Consider the following 23,564-nt stretch of genomic DNA (forward strand, 5'->3'; position numbering starts at 1 on the left):
GTATCCTCCTTGGGGATGGTCTTACGTTGCGGCATGGCAGAGCATCTGCTTGCATGAAAGTCTAGTCTAAGCCGGGAGAAAAACCATGGACCTGAGCGACGCGTATGCCAACGGGCCATATATTGCGCAGGCCGAGGACTACCCTCCGCGCTGGAACGCGGCGGCCGCTGCGTTCCGCGCCGAGATGGCCGCCGAAGACCGGCTGAAAGCGGGGCTGACCTACGGAGACGGTCCCCGCGAGGCGCTCGACCTGGTCCTGCCCGAGGGCGCACCGCAGGGGCTCGTGGTCTTCGTGCATGGCGGCTACTGGATGGCCTTCGGGCGCGAGACGTGGTCGCATCTGGCGGCAGGCGCGGTGGCGCGAGGCTGGGCGGTGGCGCTGCCGTCCTACGATCTCTGCCCCAGGGTGCGGATCTCCGACATCACCCGGCAGATCGCCGCCGCCGTGACCCGCGCCGCGGGCGAGGTCGACGGGCCGATCCGGCTTGCCGGGCACTCGGCGGGCGGGCACCTCGTGGCGCGGATGCTGGCGCCGGCGATGCTGCCCGAGGAAGTCGCCGCGCGGATTGCGCACGTCATGCCGATCTCGCCGCTCTCGGACCTGCGTCCGCTGATGCAGACCGGCATGAACGAGAGGCTGCAGCTCGACGCCGACGAGGCCTGGGCCGAGAGCCCGATCGCCCTGGCGCCACCGCAGGTGCCGGTGACGGTCTGGGTCGGCGCGGCGGAGCGGCCGGTGTTTCTCGAGCAGTCACGCTGGCTGGGCGAGGCGTGGTCCTGCCCGGTGGTGGTGGATGACGAAAAGCATCATTTCGACGTCATCGACGGGCTGGCCGAGCCCGAGGCTGCGATCACCGCGCACTTGCTCGGCTAGCGCCTCGGCGGCCCCTCTCGGGGCGCGTCTCGGGCCGTATTCCCCTGCGTTTCGCAAATCCGTAACCGTCCTGTCACGCTGCCGTTACGCGGCGGGCGCATGGCGTTGCCGGACCAAGACAGGGGACCCTCCATGCATTTCCGCACGCTCTGCCTCACCTCGGTGATCGCGCTGACGGCAACCGCCGCCGCCGCCGAGATGACCTTCAACCGCATCGCCTCCTTCGCCACGCCGGACAACATGGCCGAGGGCGAGGACCGGTCGCAGGTCACCTCGGCCGAGATCATCTATGCCACCGAAGACGGCAACACGCTGGTCTATACCGACAGCCCGCTGGGCGTGATCGGCCGCATCGACATCACCGAGCCCTCGAACCCGCAGCCGCTGGGCAACGTGTCGGTCGATGGCGAGCCGACCTCGGTCTACGTGCATGGCAACACCATCTTCGCTGGCGTCAACACCTCCGAGAGCTACACCGATCCGTCGGGCAAGCTGGCGATGATCGACGCGACCTCGGGCGAGCTTCTGGGCGAATGCGATCTTGGCGGCCAGCCCGACAGCACCGCCATGGCGCAGGATGGCAGCTTCGTTACCGTGGCCATCGAGAACGAGCGTGACGAGGATCTGGGCGACGGCCGCGTGCCGCAGATGCCCGCGGGCTATGTGGCGATCCTCGACGTGGTGGATGGCATGGCCGACTGCGACAGTCTGGTGAAAGCCGACGTGACCGGCCTTGCCGAGATCGCGCCGGAAGATCCCGAACCCGAGTTCGTCGACGTGAACGGCGCCGGCGAGATCGTCGTGACGCTGCAGGAAAACAACCACATCGTGGTGCTGAACAAGTCGGGCGAGGTGCTGTCGCACTTCTCTGCCGGGGCGGTCGACCTGACCGGCATCGACGCCACCGACGAGCGCGGCGCGCTGCTCTTCACCGAAAGCCAGGAAGGCCGCGTGCGCGAGCCCGACGGCGTGCAGTGGATCGACGACGAGCATTTCGCCATCGCCAACGAGGGCGACATGGATGGCGGCTCGCGCGGGTTCACCGTGTTCCACAAGGACGGCACCGAGGTCTTCGAGAGCGGCACCTCCTTCGAGCAGGCGGTGATCCGGGCCGGCCACTACCCGGACAAGCGGTCTGACGCCAAGGGCGTGGAGCCCGAAGGCATGGAATTCGCCAGCTTCGGCGACACGCCGTATCTCTTCCTGCTGGCCGAGCGCGCCTCGATGGTCGGCGTCTACGACATGACCGACCCGGCCGCGCCGGTTCTGAAGCAGCTGCTGCCGTCGGGCATCGCCCCCGAGGGCGCCGTCGCGATCCCGCAGCGCAACCTCTTCGTCACCGCCAACGAGGAAGACCTCGTCGAGGATGGCGGCGTGCGCGCGCATGTGATGATCTACGAATATGCCGAAGGCGAGGCGCAGTACCCGACGCTGACCTCGGAAGGTGCAGACGAGCTGATCGGCTGGGGTGCGATCTCGGGCATGGTGGCCGGTGAGGACGGCATGATCTACGCCGTCAACGACAGCTTCTACGGCTACCAGCCGCGCATCTTCACCATCGACCCGTCGCAGAGCCCGGCGCGCATCGTCGCTGCGACCGACGTGACCCGGAAGGGCCGCAACGCCCAGAAGCTCGACCTCGAGGGCATCACAACCGATGGCGAGGGCGGCTTCTGGCTGGCCTCCGAGGGCCGCACCGACCGGCTCGTGCCGCATGCGCTCTACCACGTGAATGCCGAGGGCGAGATCGAGGACGAGGTCTCGCTGCCGGCCGAGCTGCTGGCGGTCGAGAAGCGTTTCGGCTTCGAGGGCGTCACCATGATCGACGGCACGCTGTGGATGGCAGTGCAGCGCGAATGGGGCGACGATCCGGCAGATCACGTCAAGCTCGTGTCCTACACCCCCGAGACCGAGGAGTGGGGTGCCGTGCTCTATCCCAAGGCGACGCCCGAGACCGGCTGGGTCGGCCTGTCCGAGATCACCGCGCATGGCGATCACGTCTATGTCGTGGAGCGTGACAACCAGATCGGCGCCAATGCCGTGACCAAGAAGGTCTACCGCATTGCCCTGTCCGAGATGCAGCCCGCCGCACTGGGCGGCGAGCTGCCGGTGGTGAGCAAGGAAGAGGTGCGCGACCTGATCCCCGACCTGAAAGGCTGGGGCGGCTACGTGGTCGACAAGGTCGAAGGCCTCGCGATCACCGATGCCGGCACCGTCTATGTCTCGACCGACAATGACGGCGTCGATGACAGCTCCGGCGAGACCTTCTTCTGGTCCTTCGAGCTCGAGTGATCGCAGCCCGATCCATCAGAAGATTTGGAGGGGGCGGGCCATCTGGTCCGCCCTTCTCCGTTTCGCAGCTGATGCCCTGCCCCGGCATACCCGCGCCTGAACGGGCGCGCATTGCCGACCTCTGCAGGCCCCGCGCGGCGCGACAGCGTGCCGGGCGTCATGCCGCGCGGGATCGAAGCCCCTCACCTTGATCATCATCAACGAGCACCCTTCGCCCGGCTGCCATGATGCGGGACAATGGAGGCAGGAGGAGGACACCCGTGCGCCTGAAATCAAAGCGCAGAGAGTTGCAGGGGCTGAACGGCGCGGTCGGACTGGCCGTCGGGCTGGGCGGCTTCGTCGGCCAGCTTTACCCGGCCTCGGTCGCCGTGTTCGGCGCGCTGGCGATCTGGATCATCGGCGCGACGCTGATCAACCTGCTGACCGATCCGCCGGACAAGAAATAAGGGGCAGCGCCCTCCGGGCAGGCGCGTCCGGGGGATCTTCCAATGCGCACAGCCAGCGCATTCCGCGCTCGCCACTATCTCGGGACGGCCCGCAGGCGGCCCCTCTCAGGTCACCACGCGCAGCGTCAGGTTGATGCGCCCGCCCTGCGGCAGCAGCGTCGAAGAGCCGAAGCGGATGCGGTCGACGCCGTGATGGCGCAACCGCGCGTCGCCGCCCATGACCACCACCGCGCCCGAGCCCAGCCAGACCGACTCGGTCTTGCCGCCGCGCTCGGTGTTGCCCATGCGGAAGAGCCCGTCATCGCCAAGCGAGACCGACACCACCGGGCAGGCGAAATCCGCCTCGTCCTTGTCCTGATGCAGCCCCATGCGGGCGCCCTCGCCGTACCAGTTGATCAGGCAGCACTCGGGCTCTCGGGCGCAGCCCGATACGTCGCGCCAGATCGCCAGCACCTCCTCGGGGATCGGCGGCCAGTCCATGCCCTCGGGATGGCGCGGCTCGTAGCGGTAGCCGCGCCGGTCGGTGACCCAGCCGAAGCGGCCCGCCGCAGACATCCGCACCGACATCTTCTGCCCGCGCGGGGTCACCGGCTGGTAAAGCGGTGCGACGCGCAGACAATCGCGCAAACGCTCTATCAGCGCCTCCTGCGCGGAGCGGTCAAGGTGGTCCGGGTAGATCCGGAAGCCGCGCTGTTCGATGTGATGTGCCATGGCCACTTTCTTCCGCAAAGGACGGCGCGTCGCAAAGAAAATCCCCGGATTCGCCGGATTCAGCGGCTGCAGGGCGCTTGCAGCGCTGAAACCCCCTCCTTATATACCGTCCGAAGCCGCGAGGCCCCGGCCAAACGGCATCGCAATCAGCGGGGCTGGATGCCGTAATCGGGTCCGACGCCTCGTGTCATCGCCTTGAATTGGAAAGGGATCGAAGTATGGGTAAAGTTATCGGTATCGACCTCGGCACCACGAACTCCTGCGTCGCCATCATGGACGGCAGCCAGGCGCGCGTGATCGAAAACGCCGAAGGCACCCGCACCACCCCCTCCATCGTCGCATTTGCCGACGATGAACGCCTCGTCGGCCAGCCCGCAAAGCGCCAGGCCGTCACCAACCCGGAAGCCACCATCTTTGCCGTCAAGCGCTTGATCGGCCGTCGCACCACCGACGCCGAGGTGACCAAGGATCAGGGCATCGTGCCCTACAAGATCGTTGACGGCGGCAATGGCGACGCGTGGGTGGAAGCCAAGGGCGACAAGTATTCGCCTTCGCAGATTTCCGCCTTCATCCTCGGCAAGATGAAGGAAACCGCCGAAAGCTATCTCGGCGAAGAGGTGACCCAGGCGGTCATCACCGTGCCGGCCTATTTCAACGACGCCCAGCGTCAGGCCACCAAGGACGCCGGCAAGATTGCCGGTCTCGAAGTCCTGCGCATCATCAACGAGCCGACCGCGGCCGCTCTGGCCTATGGTCTCGACAAGAAAGAGACCAAGACCATCGCCGTATATGACCTCGGCGGCGGCACCTTCGACGTGACCATCCTCGAGATCGACGATGGCCTGTTCGAGGTCAAGTCGACCAACGGCGACACGTTCCTCGGCGGTGAAGACTTCGACATGCGGATCGTCAACTACCTGGCGGACGAGTTCAAGAAAGAGCACCAGGTCGACCTGACCAAGGACAAGATGGCCCTGCAGCGTCTCAAGGAAGCTGCTGAAAAGGCCAAGATCGAGCTGTCGAGCGCGACCCAGACCGAGATCAACCAGCCGTTCATCTCGATGGGCTCGGGCGGCCAGCCGCTGCACATGGTCATGAAGCTGACCCGCGCCAAGCTGGAAAGCCTCGTCGGCGACCTGATCAAGAACTCGATCAAGCCCTGCCAGGCGGCCCTCAAGGACGCCGGCCTGTCGAAGGACGAGATCGACGAGATCGTTCTGGTCGGCGGTCAGACCCGGATGCCGAAGGTCATCGAAGAGGTGACCAAGTTCTTCGGCAAGGAGCCGCACAAGGGCGTGAACCCGGACGAGGTTGTCGCCATGGGCGCCGCCATCCAGGCCGGTGTTCTGCAGGGTGACGTGAAGGACGTGGTCCTGCTCGATGTGACCCCGCTGTCGCTGGGCATCGAGACGCTGGGTGGCGTGTTCACCCGCCTGATCGACCGCAACACCACGATCCCGACCAAGAAGTCGCAGATCTTCTCCACCGCCGAGGACAACCAGTCGGCCGTGACGATCCGCGTCTTCCAGGGTGAGCGCGAGATGGCAGCAGACAACAAGCTGCTCGGCCAGTTCAATCTCGAGCAGATCCCGCCGGCCCCGCGCGGCCTGCCGCAGATCGAGGTGACCTTCGACATCGACGCCAACGGCATCGTCTCCGTGTCCGCCAAGGACAAGGGCACGAACAAAGAGCAGAAGATCACCATCCAGGCCTCCGGTGGCCTTTCGGACGAGGACATCGAAAAGATGGTCCAGGAAGCCGAAGAGAACTCCGAGAAGGACAAGGAGCGTCGCGAGCTCGTCGAGGCCCGCAACCAGGCCGAGAGCCTCATCCACTCGACCGAGAAGTCGATGGAAGAGCACAGCGACAAGGTCGATCCGACGACCATCGAAGCGATCGAGCTGGCCGTTGCCGCGCTGAAGGAAGACCTCGAGAAGGACGACGTGAAGGCCGACAAGATCAAGGCCGGCATCCAGAACGTCACCGAGTCCGCCATGAAGCTGGGCGAGGCGATCTACAAGGCACAGGCCGACGCCGGTGATGGCGCGGAAGAGCCCCAGGCCGCCGACGACAGCAACTCGAACGCCGGTGACGACGATATCGTCGATGCCGATTTCGAGGACCTTGGCAACGACAAGCGCAGCTGAGGCCGCGCGTAGGAACAGAGCGGGGGCCGGTCCGGATGCCGGGCCGGCCCCTCTCCGTTCCGGGATACAGGAGGGCATGAATGTCCAAGCGTGACTATTACGACGTGCTCGGTGTCAGCAAAGGTGCCTCCGCGGACGAGATCAAGAAGGGCTATCGCAAGAAGGCCAAGGAACTCCACCCCGACCGGAACGCCGACAACCCCGATGCCGAGAACCTCTTCAAGGAGGCCAACGAGGCCTACGACGTCCTGAAGGACCCGGAGAAGAAGGCGGCCTATGACCGCTTCGGCCATGCGGCCTTCGAAGGCGGCATGGGCGGTGGCGGCGGTGGCCGTCCCGGCGGCGGCTTCCAGGGCCAGGGCGATTTCGCCAGCGCGTTCTCCGACGTGTTCGACGATCTCTTCGGCGACTTCATGGGCGGGCGCCAGGGCGGCGGCGGGCGGCAGCGCGCCGCGCGCGGGGCCGACCTGCGCTACAACCTTCGCGTGACGCTCGAGGAGGCCTATAACGGCCTGCAGAAGACGATCAACGTGCCGAGTTCGGTGCAATGCGACGAGTGCAACGGCTCGGGTGCCGAAGGCGGCGCTGAACCGGTGACCTGTCCGACCTGTTCGGGAATGGGCAAGGTGCGGGCGACGCAGGGCTTCTTCACTGTGGAGCGCACCTGTCCGACCTGCTCGGGCCTTGGCCAGATCATCAAGAACCCCTGCTCCAAGTGCGGCGGTCAGGGCCGCGTGCAGCGCGAGCGGGCGCTTTCGGTCAACATTCCCGCCGGTGTCGAGACCGGCACCCGCATCCGGCTTGCCGGTGAGGGCGAGGCCGGGATGCGCGGCGGACCTCCGGGCGATCTCTACATCTTTATCGACGTGCAGAAGCACGAGATCTTCGAGCGCGAAGGCAGCGAGCTGCATTGTCGCGTTCCGGTGTCGATGGCGACGGCGGCCCTGGGTGGCGACATCGAGGTTCCGACAATCGACGGCGGCCGCAGCCGGGTGAAGATTCCCTCCGGCAGCCAGTCGGGCCGGCAGATGCGCCTGCGTGGCAAGGGCATGCCCGCCCTGCGTGGCGGCTCCGCCGGGGACATGTTCATCGAGCTCGCGGTCGAGACCCCGGTGAACCTGACGTCGCGCCAGAAAGAGCTTCTGCGCGAATTCGAGGAGCTGAGCGAGGACAACAATCCGGAATCGCACAGCTTCTTCTCTTCGGTCCGCAACTTCTGGGACTCGATGAAGGGCTGATCGCCTGTCCGGCCCCGGTTGGGGCCGGCAAACGCTCCAGACGGGCCGAAGCGATCACGGACAGAGGTGCTCTGCGCGTCACGTCCGACACCGAACGGAACATTCACGACAGGGCCCGGGTTCATTCCCCGGGCCCTTTCCTTATTGCGAGCCGAAACCGATGTTCGACTGGATCACAAATCTCATCGACAGCATGGGCGCGTTCGGCGTCGCGCTGCTGATGTTCCTTGAAAACGTCTTCCCTCCGATCCCCTCGGAGCTGATCATGCCGCTGGCCGGGTTCAACGCGGCACGCAACACCATGTCCCTGCCGCTGGTGATCCTCGCCGGCAGCGCCGGCTCGCTGGCCGGGGCCTATCTCTGGTACTGGATCGGGCGGCGGATCGGCTTTGAGCGGCTCTGCCACCTGTCGCAGCGCCATGGCCGGTGGCTTTCGGTGTCGCCCGACGAATTCGACCGCGCCAACGGCTGGTTCGACCGCCACGGCGGTAGCGCTGTGCTGTTCGGTCGCGTCATCCCCACCGTCCGCACCTTCATCTCGGTCCCGGCGGGCGTCAGACGCATGTCGCGCGGCTGGTTCCTCGGCCTCAGCGCGCTCGGCACCGTGGCCTGGACATCGTTGCTCACGCTTGCTGGCTATTGGCTCGAAGGCGGCTACGAGGCGGTCAGCGCCTGGCTGAACCCCGTGTCGACCGTGGTGGTTCTGGCGCTGGTCGGCACCTATCTCTGGCGCGTGGCGACCTATGGCCGCCGGATGCGCCGCAAGGGCAGCGATTGACCTGAACCTTTAACCTTTCTGTAACCTAACGCCCGTCAGGCTGACGGCCATGGCAGAGAGATCGCATTTCGCCGATGGTCAGGCCTCGCTGTTCGGCGGGGACGAGGTTCCTGTACCGCGCGACGCGCCGGCACCGTCCTACCTGCGCGACCACCGGGCACGGCTTCGACAGAGGTTCCGCGAAGGTGGCGCCGATGCCTTGCCCGATTACGAGATGCTTGAACTGCTGCTGTTCCGGGCCATTCCCCGGCGCGATGTGAAGCCTCTGGCGCGCGCGCTGCTCGACACGTTCGGGGATTTCAACGCGGTTGTCTCGGCGCCGGAGCGACGATTGGCCGCCGTCGCGGGGGTCGGCGAATCGGTGATCACCGAACTGAAACTGGTGGAAGCGGCGGCGCACAGGCTCGCGCGATCGCGGGTGCTGCAACGCCCGGTGGTCAGCTCGTGGGACGCCTTGCTCAGCTATTGCCAGACCGCGATGGCTCATCGCGAAACGGAACAGTTCCGCATCCTGTTTCTCGACCGAAAGAACGTGCTGATCGCCGATGAGGCGCAGGCCCGTGGCACGGTGGATCACGTGCCGGTCTATCCGCGCGAGGTGGTGAAGCGCGCGCTCGAGCTCAACGCAAGCGCGCTGATCCTCGTCCACAACCACCCCTCTGGCGATCCCACCCCGAGCGGTGCCGATATCGAGATGACCGAGCAGATCCGCATCGCCGCCGAGGCACTCGGCATCACTCTACACGATCACCTCGTGATCGGTCGGTCCCGCGAATTGAGTTTCCGCGCCGAGGGGCTGCTCTGAGATCCTGAAGGAAAGCGCGCAACGGCTTGAGCAGAGCCTTGTCCGCCCCGGTCGGCCTCCTCGTTCAGCGCAGCCAGACCTCGACCCGCCGGTTCACCTGCCGCCCCCAGACCGTGTCGTCGCAGGCCATCGGCATCGCCTCGCCAAAGGCCTCGACCCCGAGCTCAAGCCGCCGCAAATCCGCCGCTTCGGCCGCGTTCAGCACTGCCGCGCGTACCGCCTCGGCCCGCTCATAAGCGATTTCGAGATTGGCCTCTGCCGGCCCTTGCGCGTCGGAGAAGCCCACGAAGACAAGCTCGCGCCCGTCATACTCCCCCGCCTCCAGCGCCCTCGCCAACTGCTGCACGTTTGAACGCGACTGCGCGTCGAGCCCAGTCTCGCCCGCCTCGAAGCGAAACGACGTGGTCAGCCGCCGCATCGGCGCCAGCGTCGCCACCAGACGCTGCAACCCGGTCAGCCCCTGATCGCCCTCGGCCACGATGATCGCGTTGGCGAGCCGGTCGCCCTGTCGGGCCAGCGCGATTTCCTCGGGCATCTGGTCCACGAACCCGGCGCGACGGATGACAATCTGCGCCGGTGCGCTGCGGGTATAGGCGAGGAAGTCCCGCGCCAGCGCCGGCAGGCGTCGCGCGGGAAGGTAAAGGAACATCGGCGCTGTGAGCGGATAGTCCTCGGTCTTGATCGACGCGCGGTGTCCGCGCAATTCGAAGCCGCAACTGCCGGTGAGGCGCAGCGGCTTGGTATTTCCGATCTCGGAATAGCTCGCCATGCCGATGCCCAGGGGATCGCGGGCCACCGCCTCGGACAGCTCGGCATTGCCGCGGTGACGCTTGATCTCGCCCCCGAGCACAAGCCCCGAGGGCCGCAGCAACCGGTCCTCGATGCCCTGCGACAGCCCCGAGGTCGCATTGCGCAAATGCAGAACCACCGGCGCATCGGGACCACCAAGGGCGCTCCAGCTCTCGGCCTGCCCCGACAGTACCTCGGCCAGCGCCGCCAGAGAAATCGCATCGACCGGGTTGGTCTGCGCCACCACCGGGATCATCGCATCAAGCGCCAGAACCCGGCTGCGATTGACTTCCGACAGGTCGCCGAGCCCGGCCTCTCGCGCCGCGCTGCGTTCATCGGGGCGGATCTCGCGCAGCGCCATGACGATATCGGCCTCATCGTCGAGCAGGTCGTTGAACCCGCCATCGGTGCTCGTCAGGTGGAAATGGAACCGCCCGACCACGCGCCCCTCGGCCGGATCGCTGAGCGTGTAGCGGAAACGGCGGTCGCCAAGCAGTTCGCGCTCGGCGCTCAGGCCGTTGCGCAGGGCAAAGCCCTCGATCAGCGCGGGCATCAGCACCTCACCGATGGTGGCTGAGCCCGACACCCGCATCTCGGCGACGAAATCGGTGAGCGACGGGCAGCCCGGACCGTCGCAGAGCACGCCCGAGGCGTCGACGGTCAGTTCGCCATAGCGCGTTTCGATGCGGTAGAATTCCCCGTCGAAGCCGAGCAGCGTGCCGGTGAGCTCGATCCCGCCATCCCGGGAGCGGAGCGCGATGTCCTGTGCCCAGAGTGGTGCGCCGGCAATGAAAAGTGCGGCGAAGATCGCCGCACGAAGCAGTCCCATGAGGTGACCCCGATAGCCCGTCAGTTGCTGGCGATCTTCAGGTCTTCGATGAGGTTTTTCAACACCAGAAAGTCACCGACGCTGTCGCAGTCCGGCATCTCGAGGCTGAGATCATGCACTTGCAGCCCGGCCTCGCCCCGCAGCTCGAGGGTCTGCGCCTCCACGGCGTTTCCGCAATTGGCATCCGTCAGTTCGGCCTCGACGCTGACGGCGACCGCGCCGGTCTTCCGGGCCGCGCCGGCGGGGAAGCTGTAGATCTCGGCCATGCGCGGGGTCAGTGTGTCGGGGTTCCCGAGGCGGGTCAGGAAGCCGCCCACCCCCTTGGCGGTGCGGCCCATGTCACCGTTGGCGGCGGCCCAGACATGACCCTCGGAGAAATAGTCGGCACCGAATTCGCGGGCGTGCAGCTGCAAGCCGCTGTCGCCGCGCCATTGCAGGGCAACGCGATCGTAGAACGGCAGCGCCGGGACCTCGGCGATGGCGGTGGCACCATCGTCATTGTCGAAGGCCGCGATGAACAGCGCCTTCTGCGCCAGCGCCGGCACGTCGATCGCCAGCTGTCCCTCGGGGCCGGTGAACTCGGTGAACATGAGGCCCTGATGGTGGATCGTGACCTGTTCGGAGGCGTAGCACGGCGCCCGCAGCGACAGCGCCACCATGGCGCCGGCGCGGGGCTCGGCGGTGAGCCGCACGGTGCAGTCCGGCGCCGCGGCAAGACTGTCCGGTTGGGGCTCAGATTGCACCGCGACGACGGCGGGGGTCGCTTCCACATCCGTCTCGTCGGTGGCGGCGGCGGGTTCGAGCAGGTCAAGGCCATCGTCGAGATCGGGCGCGAGCGCCGCCTCGACCGGCAGACGCGGCATCGCCGCGGACGACGTATCGGTGATGTCGCTGACGACGATTCCGGTTTCGGGCGCTCGGTCCGCGCTCCGGAGGTAGCCCCCGTTCTGCATCACGAAGCCGATCGCCAGCGCCGCGCCGACCGTCGCTGCCGCGAGGAGATATGTCTTGTTGAGCCGTGCCATTGCACCCTCCGCTCGTTTTCAACCCGTTCCCTTGGGGACGATCTATCGCGCTGAAAAGAGGCGCCCGTGGGGCGCAAGGAAGGAGTCAATTCGTCAGGTCCGACAGAAATTTGCCGGACCTGACAGAGATCTTGTGGTCAGGCCAGCCGGCCGTGGCAGTGCTTGAACTTCTTGCCGGAGCCGCAGGGGCATGCGTCGTTGCGCGACGGGTTGCCCCAGGTGGTCGGATCCGATTCGTCGAAGCCCTCGACCAGCGGTGCGTCGGGCGACTCGGGAGCACCGGGCTCACCGGGAGGCGGCGCCGCGGCGGCGGGCTCGTGACCGGCGGTGGCGGCCTCGGCCTGACGGCGAAGCTGGGCCTGCTGCTGGGCGAGCTGCTCCATCATCTTGCGCTGCTCGTCCTCGCTCATCGGGCGGACGCGGCTGAGCTGCTCGGTGACCTGCTCGCGCAGCGACTCGAGCATGGTCTCGAAGAGCTGGAACGCCTCGGTCTTGTACTCGTTGAGCGGATCGCGCTGCGCATAGCCGCGGAAGCCCACCACCGAGCGCAGGTGCTCGAGCGTCAGCAGGTGCTCGCGCCACTTGGTGTCGATGGTCTGAAGCAGCACCTGCTTCTCGATCTGGCGCATTGTCTCGGGTCCGAAGGCCTCGGCCTTCTCGGCCATGAATTTGTCGGACGCCTCTTCCATGCGCTCGCGGATGATGTCTGCGTCGACGCCCTCTTCCTCACCCCATGCCATCACCGGCACGTCGATTCCGAGCTTCTCGAGCGCGGCGGCGTAGAGCCCCTGCGTGTCCCACTGGTCGGCATAGGTCTTGGGCGGGACATAGGTGTCGACCAGCTCGTCGATGACCTCGTGGCGCATGTCCTCGGTGACCTCGGAGACGTCCTCGGCCTCCATGATCTCGAGACGCTGGGCAAAGATCACCTTGCGCTGGTCGTTCATCACGTCGTCGAACTTGAGCAGCTGTTTGCGGATGTCGAAGTTGCGGCCCTCGACCTTCGCCTGCGCGCGCTCGAGCGACTTGTTCACCCACGGGTGAATGATCGCCTCGCCTTCCTTCATGCCAAGCTTCGACAGCATCTTGTCGAGCCGCTCGGAGCCGAAGATGCGCATCAGGTCATCTTCGAGCGAAAGGTAGAACGAGCTGCGGCCCGGGTCACCCTGACGGCCCGATCGGCCGCGCAGCTGGTTGTCGATGCGGCGGCTCTCGTGGCGCTCGGTGGCAAGCACGTAGAGACCGCCGGCCTGCTTCACGGCCTCTTCGTCGGCGGCGTGCGCCTCCTCGATCCGTTGCCGGATCTCCTCGGGATCGCCCTCGGGCTCCGCCTCGAGCGCTTCCATCACCTTGAAGTCGACGTTGCCACCGAGTTTGATGTCGGTGCCACGGCCGGCCATGTTGGTGGCGATGGTGATGGCGCCGAGCTTGCCGGCGTCGGCAACGATCTGCGCTTCCTGCTCGTGCTGGCGCGCGTTCAGCACGTTGTGCTTCAGGCCGGCCTTGGTCAGGAGCTGCGACAGCATCTCGGATTTCTCGATCGAGGTGGTGCCCACGAGGACCGGCTGGCCCTTCTCGTGCGCCGCCTTGATTTCCTCGGCGATGGCCTCGTATTTCTCGACACCCGTGCGGTAGACCTTGTCGTCCTCGTCGATCCGGGCGATCGGGCGGTTGGTCGGAACCTCGACCACGCCGAGACCGTAGATCTCCATGAATTCCTCGGCCTCGGTCGCGGCGGTGCCGGTCATGCCCGAAAGCTTGTCGTAGAGGCGGAAGTAGTTCTGGAAGGTCACCTGCGCGAGGGTCACGTTCTCGGGCTGAATGCTGCAGCCCTCCTTCGCCTCGATGGCCTGATGCAGCCCGTCGGACAGGCGCCGGCCAACCATCATGCGGCCGGTGAACTCATCGATCAGAACGACCTGCCCGTCGCGGACGATATAGTCCTTGTCGCGGGTATAGAGCTTGTGTGCCCGCAGACCCTGGTTGACGTGGTGCACCACGGTGGTGCTCTCCGGGTCGTAGAGCGTCTGCCCCTCGGGGAGCACGCCGCGCAGGTGAAGGATCTCTTCAAGCGCCTCGTTGCCCTCGTCGGTGAAGCTGACGTTGCGGGTTTTTTCGTCGATCGTGTAGGCGTCGTCCGAGAGCTGCGGGATCAGCCGGTCAACCGCCATGTAGAGATCCGAGCGGTCCTGACTCGGCCCCGAGATGATCAGCGGCGTCCGCGCCTCGTCGATCAGGATGCTGTCGACCTCGTCGACCACGGCGAAATAATGCCCGCGCTGCATCATCTGGTTCAGCTCGGACTTCATGTTGTCGCGCAGGTAGTCGAAGCCCAGCTCGTTGTTCGTGGCATAGGTGACGTCGGCGGCGTAGGCGCTCTTCTTCTCGTCCTCGGGCTGCTGCGGGTAGACCACGCCGGTGGTCAGGCCGAGCGCGCCGTAGACCTTGCTCATCCACTCGGCGTCACGGCGGGCGAGGTAGTCGTTCACGGTGACGATGTGCACGCCCTTGCCGGTCAGCGCATTGAGATAGGCCGGGAAGGTGGCGACCAGCGTCTTGCCCTCACCGGTCTTCATCTCCGAGATGTTGCCCTGGTGCAGGAAGATGCCGCCCATCAGCTGGGTGTCGAAGGCGCGCAGGCCAAGCGCCCGCTTGGCGCCCTCGCGGCAGTTGGCGAAAGCCTCCGGCAGCAGCGCGTCGAGCTTTTCGCCATCGGCGATGCGCTTCTTGAGCTCTTCGGTCTTGGCGATCAGGCCGGCATCATCGAGCGCCTCGAACTCGGGCTCCAGCGCGTTGATCTTTGCGACCAGCGGGCGTGTCGCCTTGATCTTGCGGTCGTTCGGCGTTCCAAACACCTTCCGCGCGATAGTTCCGATACCCAGCATACCTGCCCGTTCCTGTCTGACAAAGTCGTGTTCTCGTCGTGGCATCCGCTTGCCCGCCTCGAACACAGCCCATATGACACAGGGGAACGACCGGCCTTGCAGAGCCTTATGGGCATGTAAGGCTCGGCTCAGAAAGTGTCAACGTTGCCCTCGCGGGCAGCCCACGAAGGACCCGAAAGGACCTTATTCGATGCGCAAAACCCTCACCACGCTCTCCGCCGCCGCCCTGGCCGTCACCATGGCGATGCCGGCACAGGCTCAGGACCAGGCCGAGGAGATGGAGCTCGACACCGTCGTGGCGACCGTCAATGGCGAAGACATCACGCTTGGCCACATGCTGATGGTCCGGACCACTCTTCCCGAGCAGTATCAACAGCTTGGCGACGATGTGCTCTGGGACGGCATCCTCGACCAGCTGGTCCGTCAGGCCGCCCTCGCACAGGACGAGAACGCCGTCGAGACCAAGCGCGTGACGCTGTCGATCGACAACGAGCGCCGCGCCCTGCTGGCCGGCGAAGTGGTCAAGGCGATCGCCGAGACCTCGGTCAGCGACGAGGCCGTTCAGGCCGCCTACGAGGCCGATTACACCGATGCCGAAATGGGCAAGGAGTTCAACGCGTCGCACATTCTCGTGGAAACCGAGGAAGACGCGCAGGCGCTGGTCGAGGAGCTCGAAGGCGGCGCCGATTTCGCAGAGCTGGCGCGCGAGAAATCGACCGGCCCCTCGGGCCCCAACGGTGGCGAGCTCGGCTGGTTTGCCGCCGGCATGATGGTCGAGCCGTTCCAGGACGCGGTCGAGACCCTCGAGGTCGGCGCGGTCTCCGAGCCGGTGCAGACCCAGTTCGGCTGGCACGTGATCAAGCTCAACGAGACCCGCGCCAAGGAAGCCCCGGCGCTCGACGAGGTGCGTGGCGAGATCGAGATGTCGCTGCAGCAGCAGGCGGTCGAGAAATATATTGACGAAACTCTCGCGTCGGCGGAAGTCACCCGCATGGACAAGTCCGAGGCCGACGTCTCGGCGCTTTCGAACATGCAGCTCCTGGAGGACTAATTGGCCAAGATCACGTCCGTTTCGCCCCTCGCCCCCGCCGCCTTCCCGGAGCTTCCGGTGATCGACGGGGTCCGCTTCGCTTCGGTCGCCGCGGGGGTCCGATATGCCGGGCGAACCGACGTGATGCTGACCCTGCTCGATCCCGGCAGCACCGTTGCCGGGGTCTTTACCCGCTCCGCGACTCGTTCGGCCAACGTGCTCGACTGCCAGTCGAAAATCGGCAGCGACAGCGACGCGGGAGCGGCGATCATCGTCAACTCGGGCAATTCCAACGCCTTCACCGGCAAGGCCGGCGACGGCTCGGTGGCCGCGATCTGCGCCGCCGTTGCCAAGGCCACCGGCCTGCCTGAGACGCGCGTCTTCACCAGTTCCACCGGCGTGATCGGTGAGCGCCTGCCGCATGACCGCATCATCGCCAAGGTCGACGACCTGGTGGCGTCGCTCGAACCCGGCAAGGGCGACGAGGCGGCCCGCGCCATCATGACCACCGACACTTTCCCCAAGGGGGCCTGCGCCACCGTGGCGCTGCCCGGCGGCGAGGTGAAGATCGCCGGTTTCGCCAAGGGCTCGGGGATGATCGCCCCCGACATGGCGACGATGCTGGTCTACATCTTCACCGACGCCAAGGTGTCGCGCGCCGACCTGCAGACGATGGTCTCCGAGATCAACGACCGCAGCTTCAACTGCATCACCGTCGACAGCGACACCTCGACCTCGGACACGCTGCTGATGGGGGCCACCGGCGCCTCCGGCGTCGAGGTCACCCTGGCCGACAGCGATTTCGCTCAGGCCCTCGAGGGCGTGTTCCTCGATCTCGCCCACCAGGTGGTCAAGGATGGCGAGGGCGCGACCAAGTTCGTCACCGTCAACGTCACCGGCGCGAAAACCGACGCCGACGCCCGCACCCACGCGCTGGCCATCGCCAACTCGCCGCTCGTCAAGACCGCCGTCGCCGGTGAGGATCCGAACTGGGGGCGCATCGTCATGGCTGTGGGTAAGTCCGGCGCCGCCGCCGACCGCGACAGGCTGACCATCCGCTTCGGCGACGTGCTGGTGGCGGAGAACGGCTGGGTCGCCCCTTCCTACAAGGAAGAGGACGGCGCTGCGCTGATGAAGCAGCCCGAAATCACCATCTCGGTCGATATCGGCCTCGGCGCCGGCAAGGCGACGGTCTGGACCTGTGACCTGACCCACGGCTACATCTCGATCAACGCCGATTACCGGTCCTGACCCCACCCCTTCTCTGGTTCTGAAATACCTCGGGGAGCGCGAGGGGCAGCGCCCCTCGCCGGCCTGACCCCGGGGCCGGGAGACCCCTCATGTCGAAGATCATCCTCGTCTCCGCCGTCGCGCTCATCGACACCGACGGCCGCATCCTTCTGGCGCAGCGCCCGGAGGGCAAGTCCATGGCCGGGCTCTGGGAGTTCCCTGGTGGCAAGGTCGAGCCCGGCGAGAGCCCCGAGGTCGCGCTCATCCGCGAGTTGCAGGAAGAACTCGGCATCGACACCTGGGAAAGCTGCCTTGCGCCTCTGACCTTCGCCTCGCATGCCTATGAGAGCTTCCACCTGCTGATGCCGCTCTTTGCCTGCCGAAAATGGGAGGGCACGCCGCAGTCGAAGGAAGGGCAGGCGCTGAAGTGGGTCCACGCCCGCGACCTGCGCGATTACCCGATGCCGCCCGCCGACATCCCGCTGATCCCGATCCTGCGGGACTGGCTCTGACGCGGGTCATGTCCAGAACTTTCTGCGCTGCGGCGAAAGAAAATCGCCGAAAATGACCTGAATGCTAGGTAATTAGGCGTAGTTGACAAAATTTGTTCTGGTTCCGTTAACGATTCGCCGGTATTCATAAATCTGTAATATCCGTATCGAGGAACACTGAAATGCTGCGTACCATCATCCTTGGCAGCTGCGTCTCGGTTCAGGGCATTCTCGAGAAGAGTCTCCCTGACGGTCGCATTGCCGTTCGTGTCGGAAATCAGGTCTTTACCGGGAACCCGGTGGCTGCCTGAACCGAACGACAAGTTCTGATTTCTCGTGAAAAGCCCGGAGCACCTGCTCCGGGCTTTTCCATTTCCGTGGGCCTCCATGGGGTAACTCAACGCATGCGGGAACCCCAGTTTCACGAAAATGAAAACACCCGGAGGTTTCCCTCCGGGTGTTCCTGTTTCGACGATCGGGCAAGGATCAGAGCGAGCGCTCGATCTCCTCGCGCTCGAAGATCTCGATGACGTCCTGCGGGCGGACATCGTCGTAATTCTCGAAGGCCATGCCGCACTCCTGGCCCGACTGGACCTCGGAGACCTCGTCCTTGAAGCGCTTCAGCGTCTTCAGCGTGCCTTCGTGGATCACTACGTTGTCGCGCAGCAGGCGAACGCCTGCAGAGCGGCGGGCAACACCCTCGGTGACGAGACAGCCGGCGACCTTGCCGACGTTGGAGACCTTGAAGACCTCCTTGATCTCGGCATAGCCGATGAAGTTCTCGCGGATCTCGTTCGACAGCAGGCCGGAAGCCGCCGCCTTCACATCGTCCACGAGGTCGTAGATCACCGAGTAGTAGCGGATCTCCACGCCCTTCTGGTTGGCGCTGTTGCGGGCCGGTGCGTTGGCACGGACGTTGAAGCCGATGACCGGGCAGCCCGACGCTTCGGCAAGGCCGATATCGGTCTCGGTGATGGCACCCACACCGTAGTGGATGACCCGCACGCGGACCTCGTCGTTGCCGACCTTCTCCAGCGCCTGGACGATGGCCTCGGCAGAGCCCTGCACGTCGGCCTTCACCACGATGGGCAGCTCGGAGACGTTCTCGTCGTCCTTCGCCTTCATCATCAGCTGCTCAAGGGTCGTCGCGGCACCGGCGGCGGCGCGCTTCTCCTTGGCGGCGTGTTCGCGGTATTCGGCGATCTCGCGGGCCTGCGCCTCGGTAGAGGTCACGTTGAGAACGTCACCGGCTTCGGGCGTGCCGTTGAGGCCAAGCACCTCGACCGGCACCGACGGGCCGGCTTCCTTCACGCGCTCACCCTTGTCGTTGATCAGCGCACGGACCTTGCCGTACTGCTCGCCCACGACGAAGATGTCGCCCTGCTTCAGGGTGCCGTTCTGCACCAGAACCGTCGCGACCGGGCCACGGCCCACGTCGAGCTGGGCTTCGATCACGGCACCTTCGGCGGCGCGGTTCGGGTTGGCGTTCAGTTCGAGAACCTCGGCCTGCAGCGCGATGGCTTCGAGCAGTTCGTCCAGACCCTGCCCGGTATGGGCCGAGACCTCGACATCCTGCACGTCACCGGACATCTGCTCCACGATCACCTCGTGTTGCAGCAGGTCGGTGCGCACCTTGGTCGGGTTCGCCTCGGGCTTGTCGACCTTGTTGATCGCGACGATCATCGGAACACCGGCGGCCTTGGCGTGGCTGATGGCTTCGACGGTCTGCGGCATCACCGCGTCGTCAGCCGCCACCACCAGCACCACGATGTCGGTCACCTGAGCACCACGCGAGCGCATCGAGGTGAACGCCGCGTGGCCGGGCGTGTCGAGGAAGGTCAGAACGTCGCCACCCTTGGTCGTCACCTGGTAGGCGCCGATGTGCTGGGTGATGCCGCCGGCTTCGCCGGAGGTGACGTTGGCTTCGCGGATCTTGTCGAGCAGCGAGGTCTTGCCGTGGTCGACGTGGCCCATGATCGTGATGACCGGCGGACGCGGCAGGAGGTCTTCCGGCTTGTCGTCCACGGTCTTGATCACGTCCTCGACGTCGGCATCGGACACGCGGGTCACGCGGTGGCCGAATTCCTCGATGATCAGTTCCGCGGTGTCGGCGTCGATCGACTGGTTCTGGGTCGCCATGATGCCGCTCTGCATCAGCGCCTTGACCACATCCGCGACACGCTCGGCCATACGGTTGGCCAGTTCCGCAACGGTGATCGCCTCGGGAAGCTGAACGTCGCGCACGATCTTCTCGCGCTGCTGGCTGCCACCCATCGCCTTCTGACGCGCACGCTCCTGCTTGCGCTTCATCGCGGCCATGGATTTCTGCCGGCCGCCCTCGCCGCCAAGCGCCTGGTTCAGGGTCAGCTTGCCGGACCGGCGGTTGCCGCCATCGCCACCGCGACCACGACCACCGCGGCCGCGCTCTTCGCGCTCGCGGTCGGCCTTGCGCTGCTGCGTCTGGCCTGCGGGGCCACCTGCCGGAGCACCTGCGGCCGGCTTGGCGCCGCCACGGGCCTGCTGACCGGCTGCCGCCGGATCGGCGGCCGGGGCCGCCGCTGCGGCTTCGGCCTTCTTGGCAGCTTCGGCAGCTTCGCGGGCCTTGCGCGCCTCTTCCTCGGCTTTCGCCTTGGCACGCTCTTCGGCCTCGCGCTGCTCGCGCTCTTTCTGTTCCTTCTCGGCGCGCATGCGCTCACGCTCTTCGGCGCGAGCCTTCTCCAGCGCCTCGCGCTGCGCCTGCTCCTCGGCCTCGCGGGCCTTGGCGGCCTGCAGCGCCTTCAGGCGACGTTCCATCTCCGCGTCGGAGATCCCGGCCGGGCGCTTGCCACCCGACCCGCCCGGCACGCCGCCGGAGCCCTTGGCACCACCGGCGCCGGGCTTGGGCACGACCACGCGCTTGCGCTTGGTCTCCACCACGACGTTCTTGGTCCGCCCGTGGCTGAAGCTCTGCTTCACGGATCCCGAACGGGGACCCCCGCCACGAACACCCAAAGTCTTCTTGCCGTCGTTATCGCTCATTCAGCTCTTATCCTTTCCGGCGGCCCCTGCCGCCCCCGGCAGCCCCTGCTGCCGTCGCCGCGTCGGCCCTTCCGACGCGCAGCCCCTTCAGTCGTTGGGCTTCCTCTACAACACGTTTCGTGAGTCCACCAGCGCCAAGCGCGGCGTGTATCACCTTTTCCCTTCCGAAGGCCAGCCCCAGCTCGTCCGCCGTAAGCCAGCCGATATACGATCCCCATTGCGGGGTAGACAGCTTGGTCTTGCCTCGAGCCGATCCATCCTCGGCCTGAAGCAGCACGTCGGCCTCCTCCTTGCCGAGCCAGTCCTTGACCTTCTCGTAGCCCGAAACCGCGCCCCCCGACTTGCGGGCGAGGCTCAGCAGTTCGACCACCCGACGGGCGAGCATCTGCTCGACCAGATTGGGCAAATCGTCGGGCACCGTCACCGGCGCCCGCGCGGCGCGGGCAAAAAGCCCTTTGCCTGCAGCTTTTTCGAGTGCCGCCTTGTCCGACGCCACCCAGATGCCGCGCCCGGGCAGCTTGCCTGCGAGATCGGGCACGACCTGATTGTCCGGCCCGATCACGAAGCGGATCAGTCCGCTGGCGGGCTGCGTCTCGCCGGTGGCGATGCAGCGCCGCTCCGGGCCATCGGCCCGGTCCTTATCCCGGCCGCCCCGACTCATCGGATCAGACCTCTTCCTCGGTCTCGGACTCGTCGCCTTCGCCCTCGACCTCTTCTTCGGCCTCGGCCACCAACTCTTCGGGATCGACCCAGCCAAGCAGGACGCGCGCGGTCATGATGAGGTTCTGTGCCTCGGCGAGATCGACATCGAACTTCTCGAGCAGACCGTCATCCTTGACGCGCTCGCCATTCACCGTGGTCCAGCCTCCGGCCAGTTCCCAGTCGGCGCAGGTGGCGAAGTCTTCCAGCGTCTTCACGCCGTCTTCCGCCAGTGCCTCTACCATTTGGGGTGTCAGGCCGTCGAATTCAATAAGGCTGTCCTCGGCACCCAGTTCGCGGGCATGCGCAAGCGCCTTGCGCGCCTGCTCCTCGAGGAATTCGCGGGCGCGGGTCTGCAGCTCCTGCGCGGTGTCGTCGTCGACGCCGTCGATCACCAGCAGCTCGTCGAGCTCGACATAGGCGACCTCCTCGAGGTTGGTGAAGCCTTCGGCAACCAGCAGCTGGGCGAAGAACTCGTCGAGATCAAGCGTGTCCATGAACAGCTTGGTGCGCTCTTCGAATTCCTTCTGACGGCGTGCCGACTCTTCTTCCTCGGTCATGATATCGATGTCGAGACCGGTCAGCTGCGAGGCCAGACGCACGTTCTGACCGCGGCGGCCGATGGCCAGCGACAGCTGCTCGTCGGGCACCACGACCTCGATGCGCTCGGCATCTTCGTCAAGCACCACCTTCGACACTTCGGCCGGCTGCAGCGCGTTGACGAGGAAGGTCGGCATGTCCTCGTTCCACGGGATGATGTCGATCTTCTCGCCCTGAAGCTCGTTCACGACGGCCTGAACGCGGCTGCCGCGCATACCGACGCAGGCGCCCACGGGGTCGATAGAGCCGTCATAGGAGATCACGCCGATCTTGGCGCGCGAGCCCGGGTCACGGGCCACGGCCTTGATCTCGATGATGCCGTCGTAGATTTCCGGCACTTCCATCTTGAACAGCTCGGCCATGAATTCCGGCGCGGTGCGGCTGAGGAAGATCTGCGGGCCGCGGGCCTCGCGGCGCACGTCCTTGATGTAGCAGCGGATGCGGTCACCGGGGCGATAGGCCTCGCGGCCGATCTTCTCGTTGCGGCGCAGGATGCCCTCGCCACGGCCGATATCGACGATGACGTTGCCGTATTCCTCGCGCTTGACGGTGCCGTTGATGATGGTGCCGTTGCGGTCCTTGAACTCGTCGTACTGGCGATCACGCTCGGCTTCGCGGACCTTCTGCAGGATCACCTGCTTGGCCGACTGCGCCGCGATCCGGCCCATGTCCACGGGGGGCACTTCCTCGACATACTGGTCGCCCACCTGAGGGTCGGCCATGTACTGCTTGGCCTGCTTGACGGTCATCTCCGCCTGGTAGTTCTCGAGCTCTTCGTCCTCGACGACGGTGCGCACGCGGGTGAAGGTGGCGCGACCGGTCTTGCGGTCGATCTTCACGCGGATGTCCATCTCGGAGCCGTAGCGCGACTTGGCGGCGCGCGCGAGGCTCTCTTCCATCGCCTCGATCACGAGGGCGGGGTCGATCATCTTCTCGCGGGCGACGGCCTCGGCCGTTTGCAGAAGCTCAAGCTGGTTGGCAGAGGTGATTGCCATTTTCTTCTTACTCCTCCTGAGCGGCCGCGTCGTCGGCCTGGATTTCGTCGAATTGGTCTTCGTCCACTTCCTGCGCCTTGCGGGCACGCAGCATGTCGCGGATCAGGTCGTCGGTGAGGATCAGCTTGGCGTCGCTGAGCCAGTCGAACTGCAGGCCGATGGTCTGCTCTTCGCCGCCCTCGCCCTCGATGTTGAACAGAACTTCGCTGCCCTCGATCCCGGCGAGAACGCCGCGCCAGCGCTTGCGGCCGTCGATCATCTCCTGGGTCTCGATCTTTGCCTCGTAGCCCTCGTAGGTGTCGAAGTCCTTGAGTCGGGTCAGCGGCCGGTCGATGCCGGGGCTCGAAACCTCGAGCGCGTAGGCGTCGATGATCGGGTCCTCGACGTCAAGCACCGCCGACACGGCGGTCGAGATATCGGCGCACTCGTCGACCTCGATGCCGCCCTCGGGACGTTCGGCCATGATCTGCAGCGTGGCGGTCTTCCCGCTCATCAGGCGCAGGCGCACGAGTTCGAACCCGAGGTCTTCGATGACCGGGGTGACGATCTCGGCGAGGCGCCGGTCGATGGCGGATTTGGCGATCAGGTCGGTCATGAGTCCGGGTCCGGTTGAGCACAAAAAAACGGGCGCGCGGCCCGTCGATCTTTCCCGGTGGAACCTCGGGAGAGACCCGACGTGCCG

The 23,564-nt window shown here is 66.0% G+C and carries 19 protein-coding genes; 11 read left to right on the plus strand and 8 right to left on the minus strand.

Annotated features, from left to right (window positions below; genetic code table 11):
* Positions 1–85: 85 nt before the first annotated feature.
* The 3 genes from JF542_RS10375 to JF542_RS10385 all read left to right on the plus strand — a co-directional run bounded on the left by JF542_RS10375 (position 86) and on the right by JF542_RS10385 (position 3,612).
* Positions 86–874, plus strand: coding sequence for an alpha/beta hydrolase (locus JF542_RS10375; protein WP_207075782.1), 789 nt, complete (start codon positions 86–88; stop codon positions 872–874).
* Positions 875–1,006: 132 nt separating this feature from the next.
* Positions 1,007–3,166 (plus strand): esterase-like activity of phytase family protein, encoded by a 2,160-nt coding sequence (locus JF542_RS10380; protein ID WP_207075783.1) that lies wholly within the window; start codon positions 1,007–1,009, stop codon positions 3,164–3,166.
* A gap of 260 nt (positions 3,167–3,426) precedes the next feature.
* Complete coding sequence (locus JF542_RS10385; protein ID WP_144266897.1) at positions 3,427–3,612, plus strand: hypothetical protein; 186 nt, start codon at positions 3,427–3,429, stop codon at positions 3,610–3,612.
* A 105-nt stretch (positions 3,613–3,717) separates the two neighbouring features.
* Here JF542_RS10385 and JF542_RS10390 read toward each other — a convergent pair whose 3' ends face one another.
* A complete protein-coding gene (locus JF542_RS10390; RefSeq protein WP_207075784.1) occupies positions 3,718–4,323 on the minus strand; it encodes an alpha-ketoglutarate-dependent dioxygenase AlkB family protein in 606 nt (201 codons plus the stop codon).
* A 218-nt stretch (positions 4,324–4,541) separates the two neighbouring features.
* Between JF542_RS10390 and dnaK the strand changes: the two genes are divergently transcribed.
* The 4 genes from dnaK (at position 4,542) to radC (ending at position 9,291) form a co-directional block, all read left to right on the plus strand.
* Positions 4,542–6,470 (plus strand): molecular chaperone DnaK, encoded by a 1,929-nt coding sequence (gene dnaK / locus JF542_RS10395; RefSeq protein ID WP_207075785.1) that lies wholly within the window; start codon positions 4,542–4,544, stop codon positions 6,468–6,470.
* An 80-nt stretch (positions 6,471–6,550) separates the two neighbouring features.
* Positions 6,551–7,708, plus strand: coding sequence for a molecular chaperone DnaJ (gene dnaJ / locus JF542_RS10400; protein ID WP_007795298.1), 1,158 nt, complete (start codon positions 6,551–6,553; stop codon positions 7,706–7,708).
* Positions 7,709–7,868: 160 nt separating this feature from the next.
* Complete coding sequence (locus JF542_RS10405; RefSeq protein WP_207075786.1) at positions 7,869–8,486, plus strand: DedA family protein; 618 nt, start codon at positions 7,869–7,871, stop codon at positions 8,484–8,486.
* 49 nt (positions 8,487–8,535) lie between these two features.
* Positions 8,536–9,291, plus strand: a complete 756-nt coding sequence (gene radC, locus JF542_RS10410; protein WP_207075787.1) for a RadC family protein — start codon at positions 8,536–8,538, stop codon at positions 9,289–9,291.
* A 64-nt stretch (positions 9,292–9,355) separates the two neighbouring features.
* On the opposite strand, the gene JF542_RS10415 is transcribed toward radC, so the two are convergent.
* The 3 genes from JF542_RS10415 to secA form a co-directional block, all read right to left on the minus strand.
* On the minus strand, positions 9,356–10,909 hold the full coding sequence (locus JF542_RS10415; RefSeq protein WP_207075788.1) for a substrate-binding domain-containing protein: 1,554 nt from the start codon (positions 10,907–10,909) through the stop codon (positions 9,356–9,358).
* A 20-nt stretch (positions 10,910–10,929) separates the two neighbouring features.
* Complete coding sequence (locus tag JF542_RS10420; RefSeq protein ID WP_207075789.1) at positions 10,930–11,934, minus strand: translocase; 1,005 nt, start codon at positions 11,932–11,934, stop codon at positions 10,930–10,932.
* 137 nt (positions 11,935–12,071) lie between these two features.
* Positions 12,072–14,819, minus strand: coding sequence for a preprotein translocase subunit SecA (gene secA, locus JF542_RS10425; RefSeq protein WP_207075790.1), 2,748 nt, complete (start codon positions 14,817–14,819; stop codon positions 12,072–12,074).
* 190 nt (positions 14,820–15,009) lie between these two features.
* On the opposite strand from secA, the gene JF542_RS10430 reads away from it, so the two are divergent.
* From JF542_RS10430 to JF542_RS24525, 4 genes are all read left to right on the plus strand, one after another.
* A complete protein-coding gene (locus tag JF542_RS10430; protein ID WP_207075791.1) occupies positions 15,010–15,870 on the plus strand; it encodes a peptidylprolyl isomerase in 861 nt (286 codons plus the stop codon).
* Complete coding sequence (gene argJ, locus JF542_RS10435; protein ID WP_207075792.1) at positions 15,871–17,100, plus strand: bifunctional glutamate N-acetyltransferase/amino-acid acetyltransferase ArgJ; 1,230 nt, start codon at positions 15,871–15,873, stop codon at positions 17,098–17,100.
* Between the two features lie 89 nt (positions 17,101–17,189).
* The gene (mutT, locus tag JF542_RS10440; RefSeq protein ID WP_007795320.1) at positions 17,190–17,591 is read left to right on the plus strand and encodes an 8-oxo-dGTP diphosphatase MutT; all 402 of its coding nucleotides are present in this window, start codon (positions 17,190–17,192) and stop codon (positions 17,589–17,591) included.
* A gap of 161 nt (positions 17,592–17,752) precedes the next feature.
* Entirely contained in the window at positions 17,753–17,881 is a 129-nt protein-coding gene (locus JF542_RS24525; protein ID WP_007795323.1) for a hypothetical protein, read from the plus strand.
* 175 nt (positions 17,882–18,056) lie between these two features.
* Here the strand turns inward: JF542_RS24525 and infB are convergent, their stop codons facing one another.
* From infB to rimP, 4 genes are read right to left on the minus strand one after another with little or no spacing between them, the layout of a single operon-like run.
* Positions 18,057–20,588, minus strand: a complete 2,532-nt coding sequence (gene infB, locus JF542_RS10445) for a translation initiation factor IF-2 (protein WP_040544417.1) — start codon at positions 20,586–20,588, stop codon at positions 18,057–18,059.
* A gap of 7 nt (positions 20,589–20,595) precedes the next feature.
* Complete coding sequence (locus JF542_RS10450) at positions 20,596–21,249, minus strand: RNA-binding protein (protein WP_007795328.1); 654 nt, start codon at positions 21,247–21,249, stop codon at positions 20,596–20,598.
* Between the two features lie 4 nt (positions 21,250–21,253).
* Positions 21,254–22,882, minus strand: coding sequence for a transcription termination factor NusA (gene nusA / locus JF542_RS10455; protein ID WP_007795331.1), 1,629 nt, complete (start codon positions 22,880–22,882; stop codon positions 21,254–21,256).
* A 7-nt stretch (positions 22,883–22,889) separates the two neighbouring features.
* Positions 22,890–23,477 (minus strand): ribosome maturation factor RimP, encoded by a 588-nt coding sequence (gene rimP / locus JF542_RS10460; protein WP_007795333.1) that lies wholly within the window; start codon positions 23,475–23,477, stop codon positions 22,890–22,892.
* Between the last annotated feature and the right edge of the window lie 87 nt (positions 23,478–23,564).

Source organism: Salipiger bermudensis, assembly GCF_017309175.1.
Taxonomy (GTDB): Bacteria; Pseudomonadota; Alphaproteobacteria; order Rhodobacterales; family Rhodobacteraceae; genus Salipiger; species Salipiger bermudensis.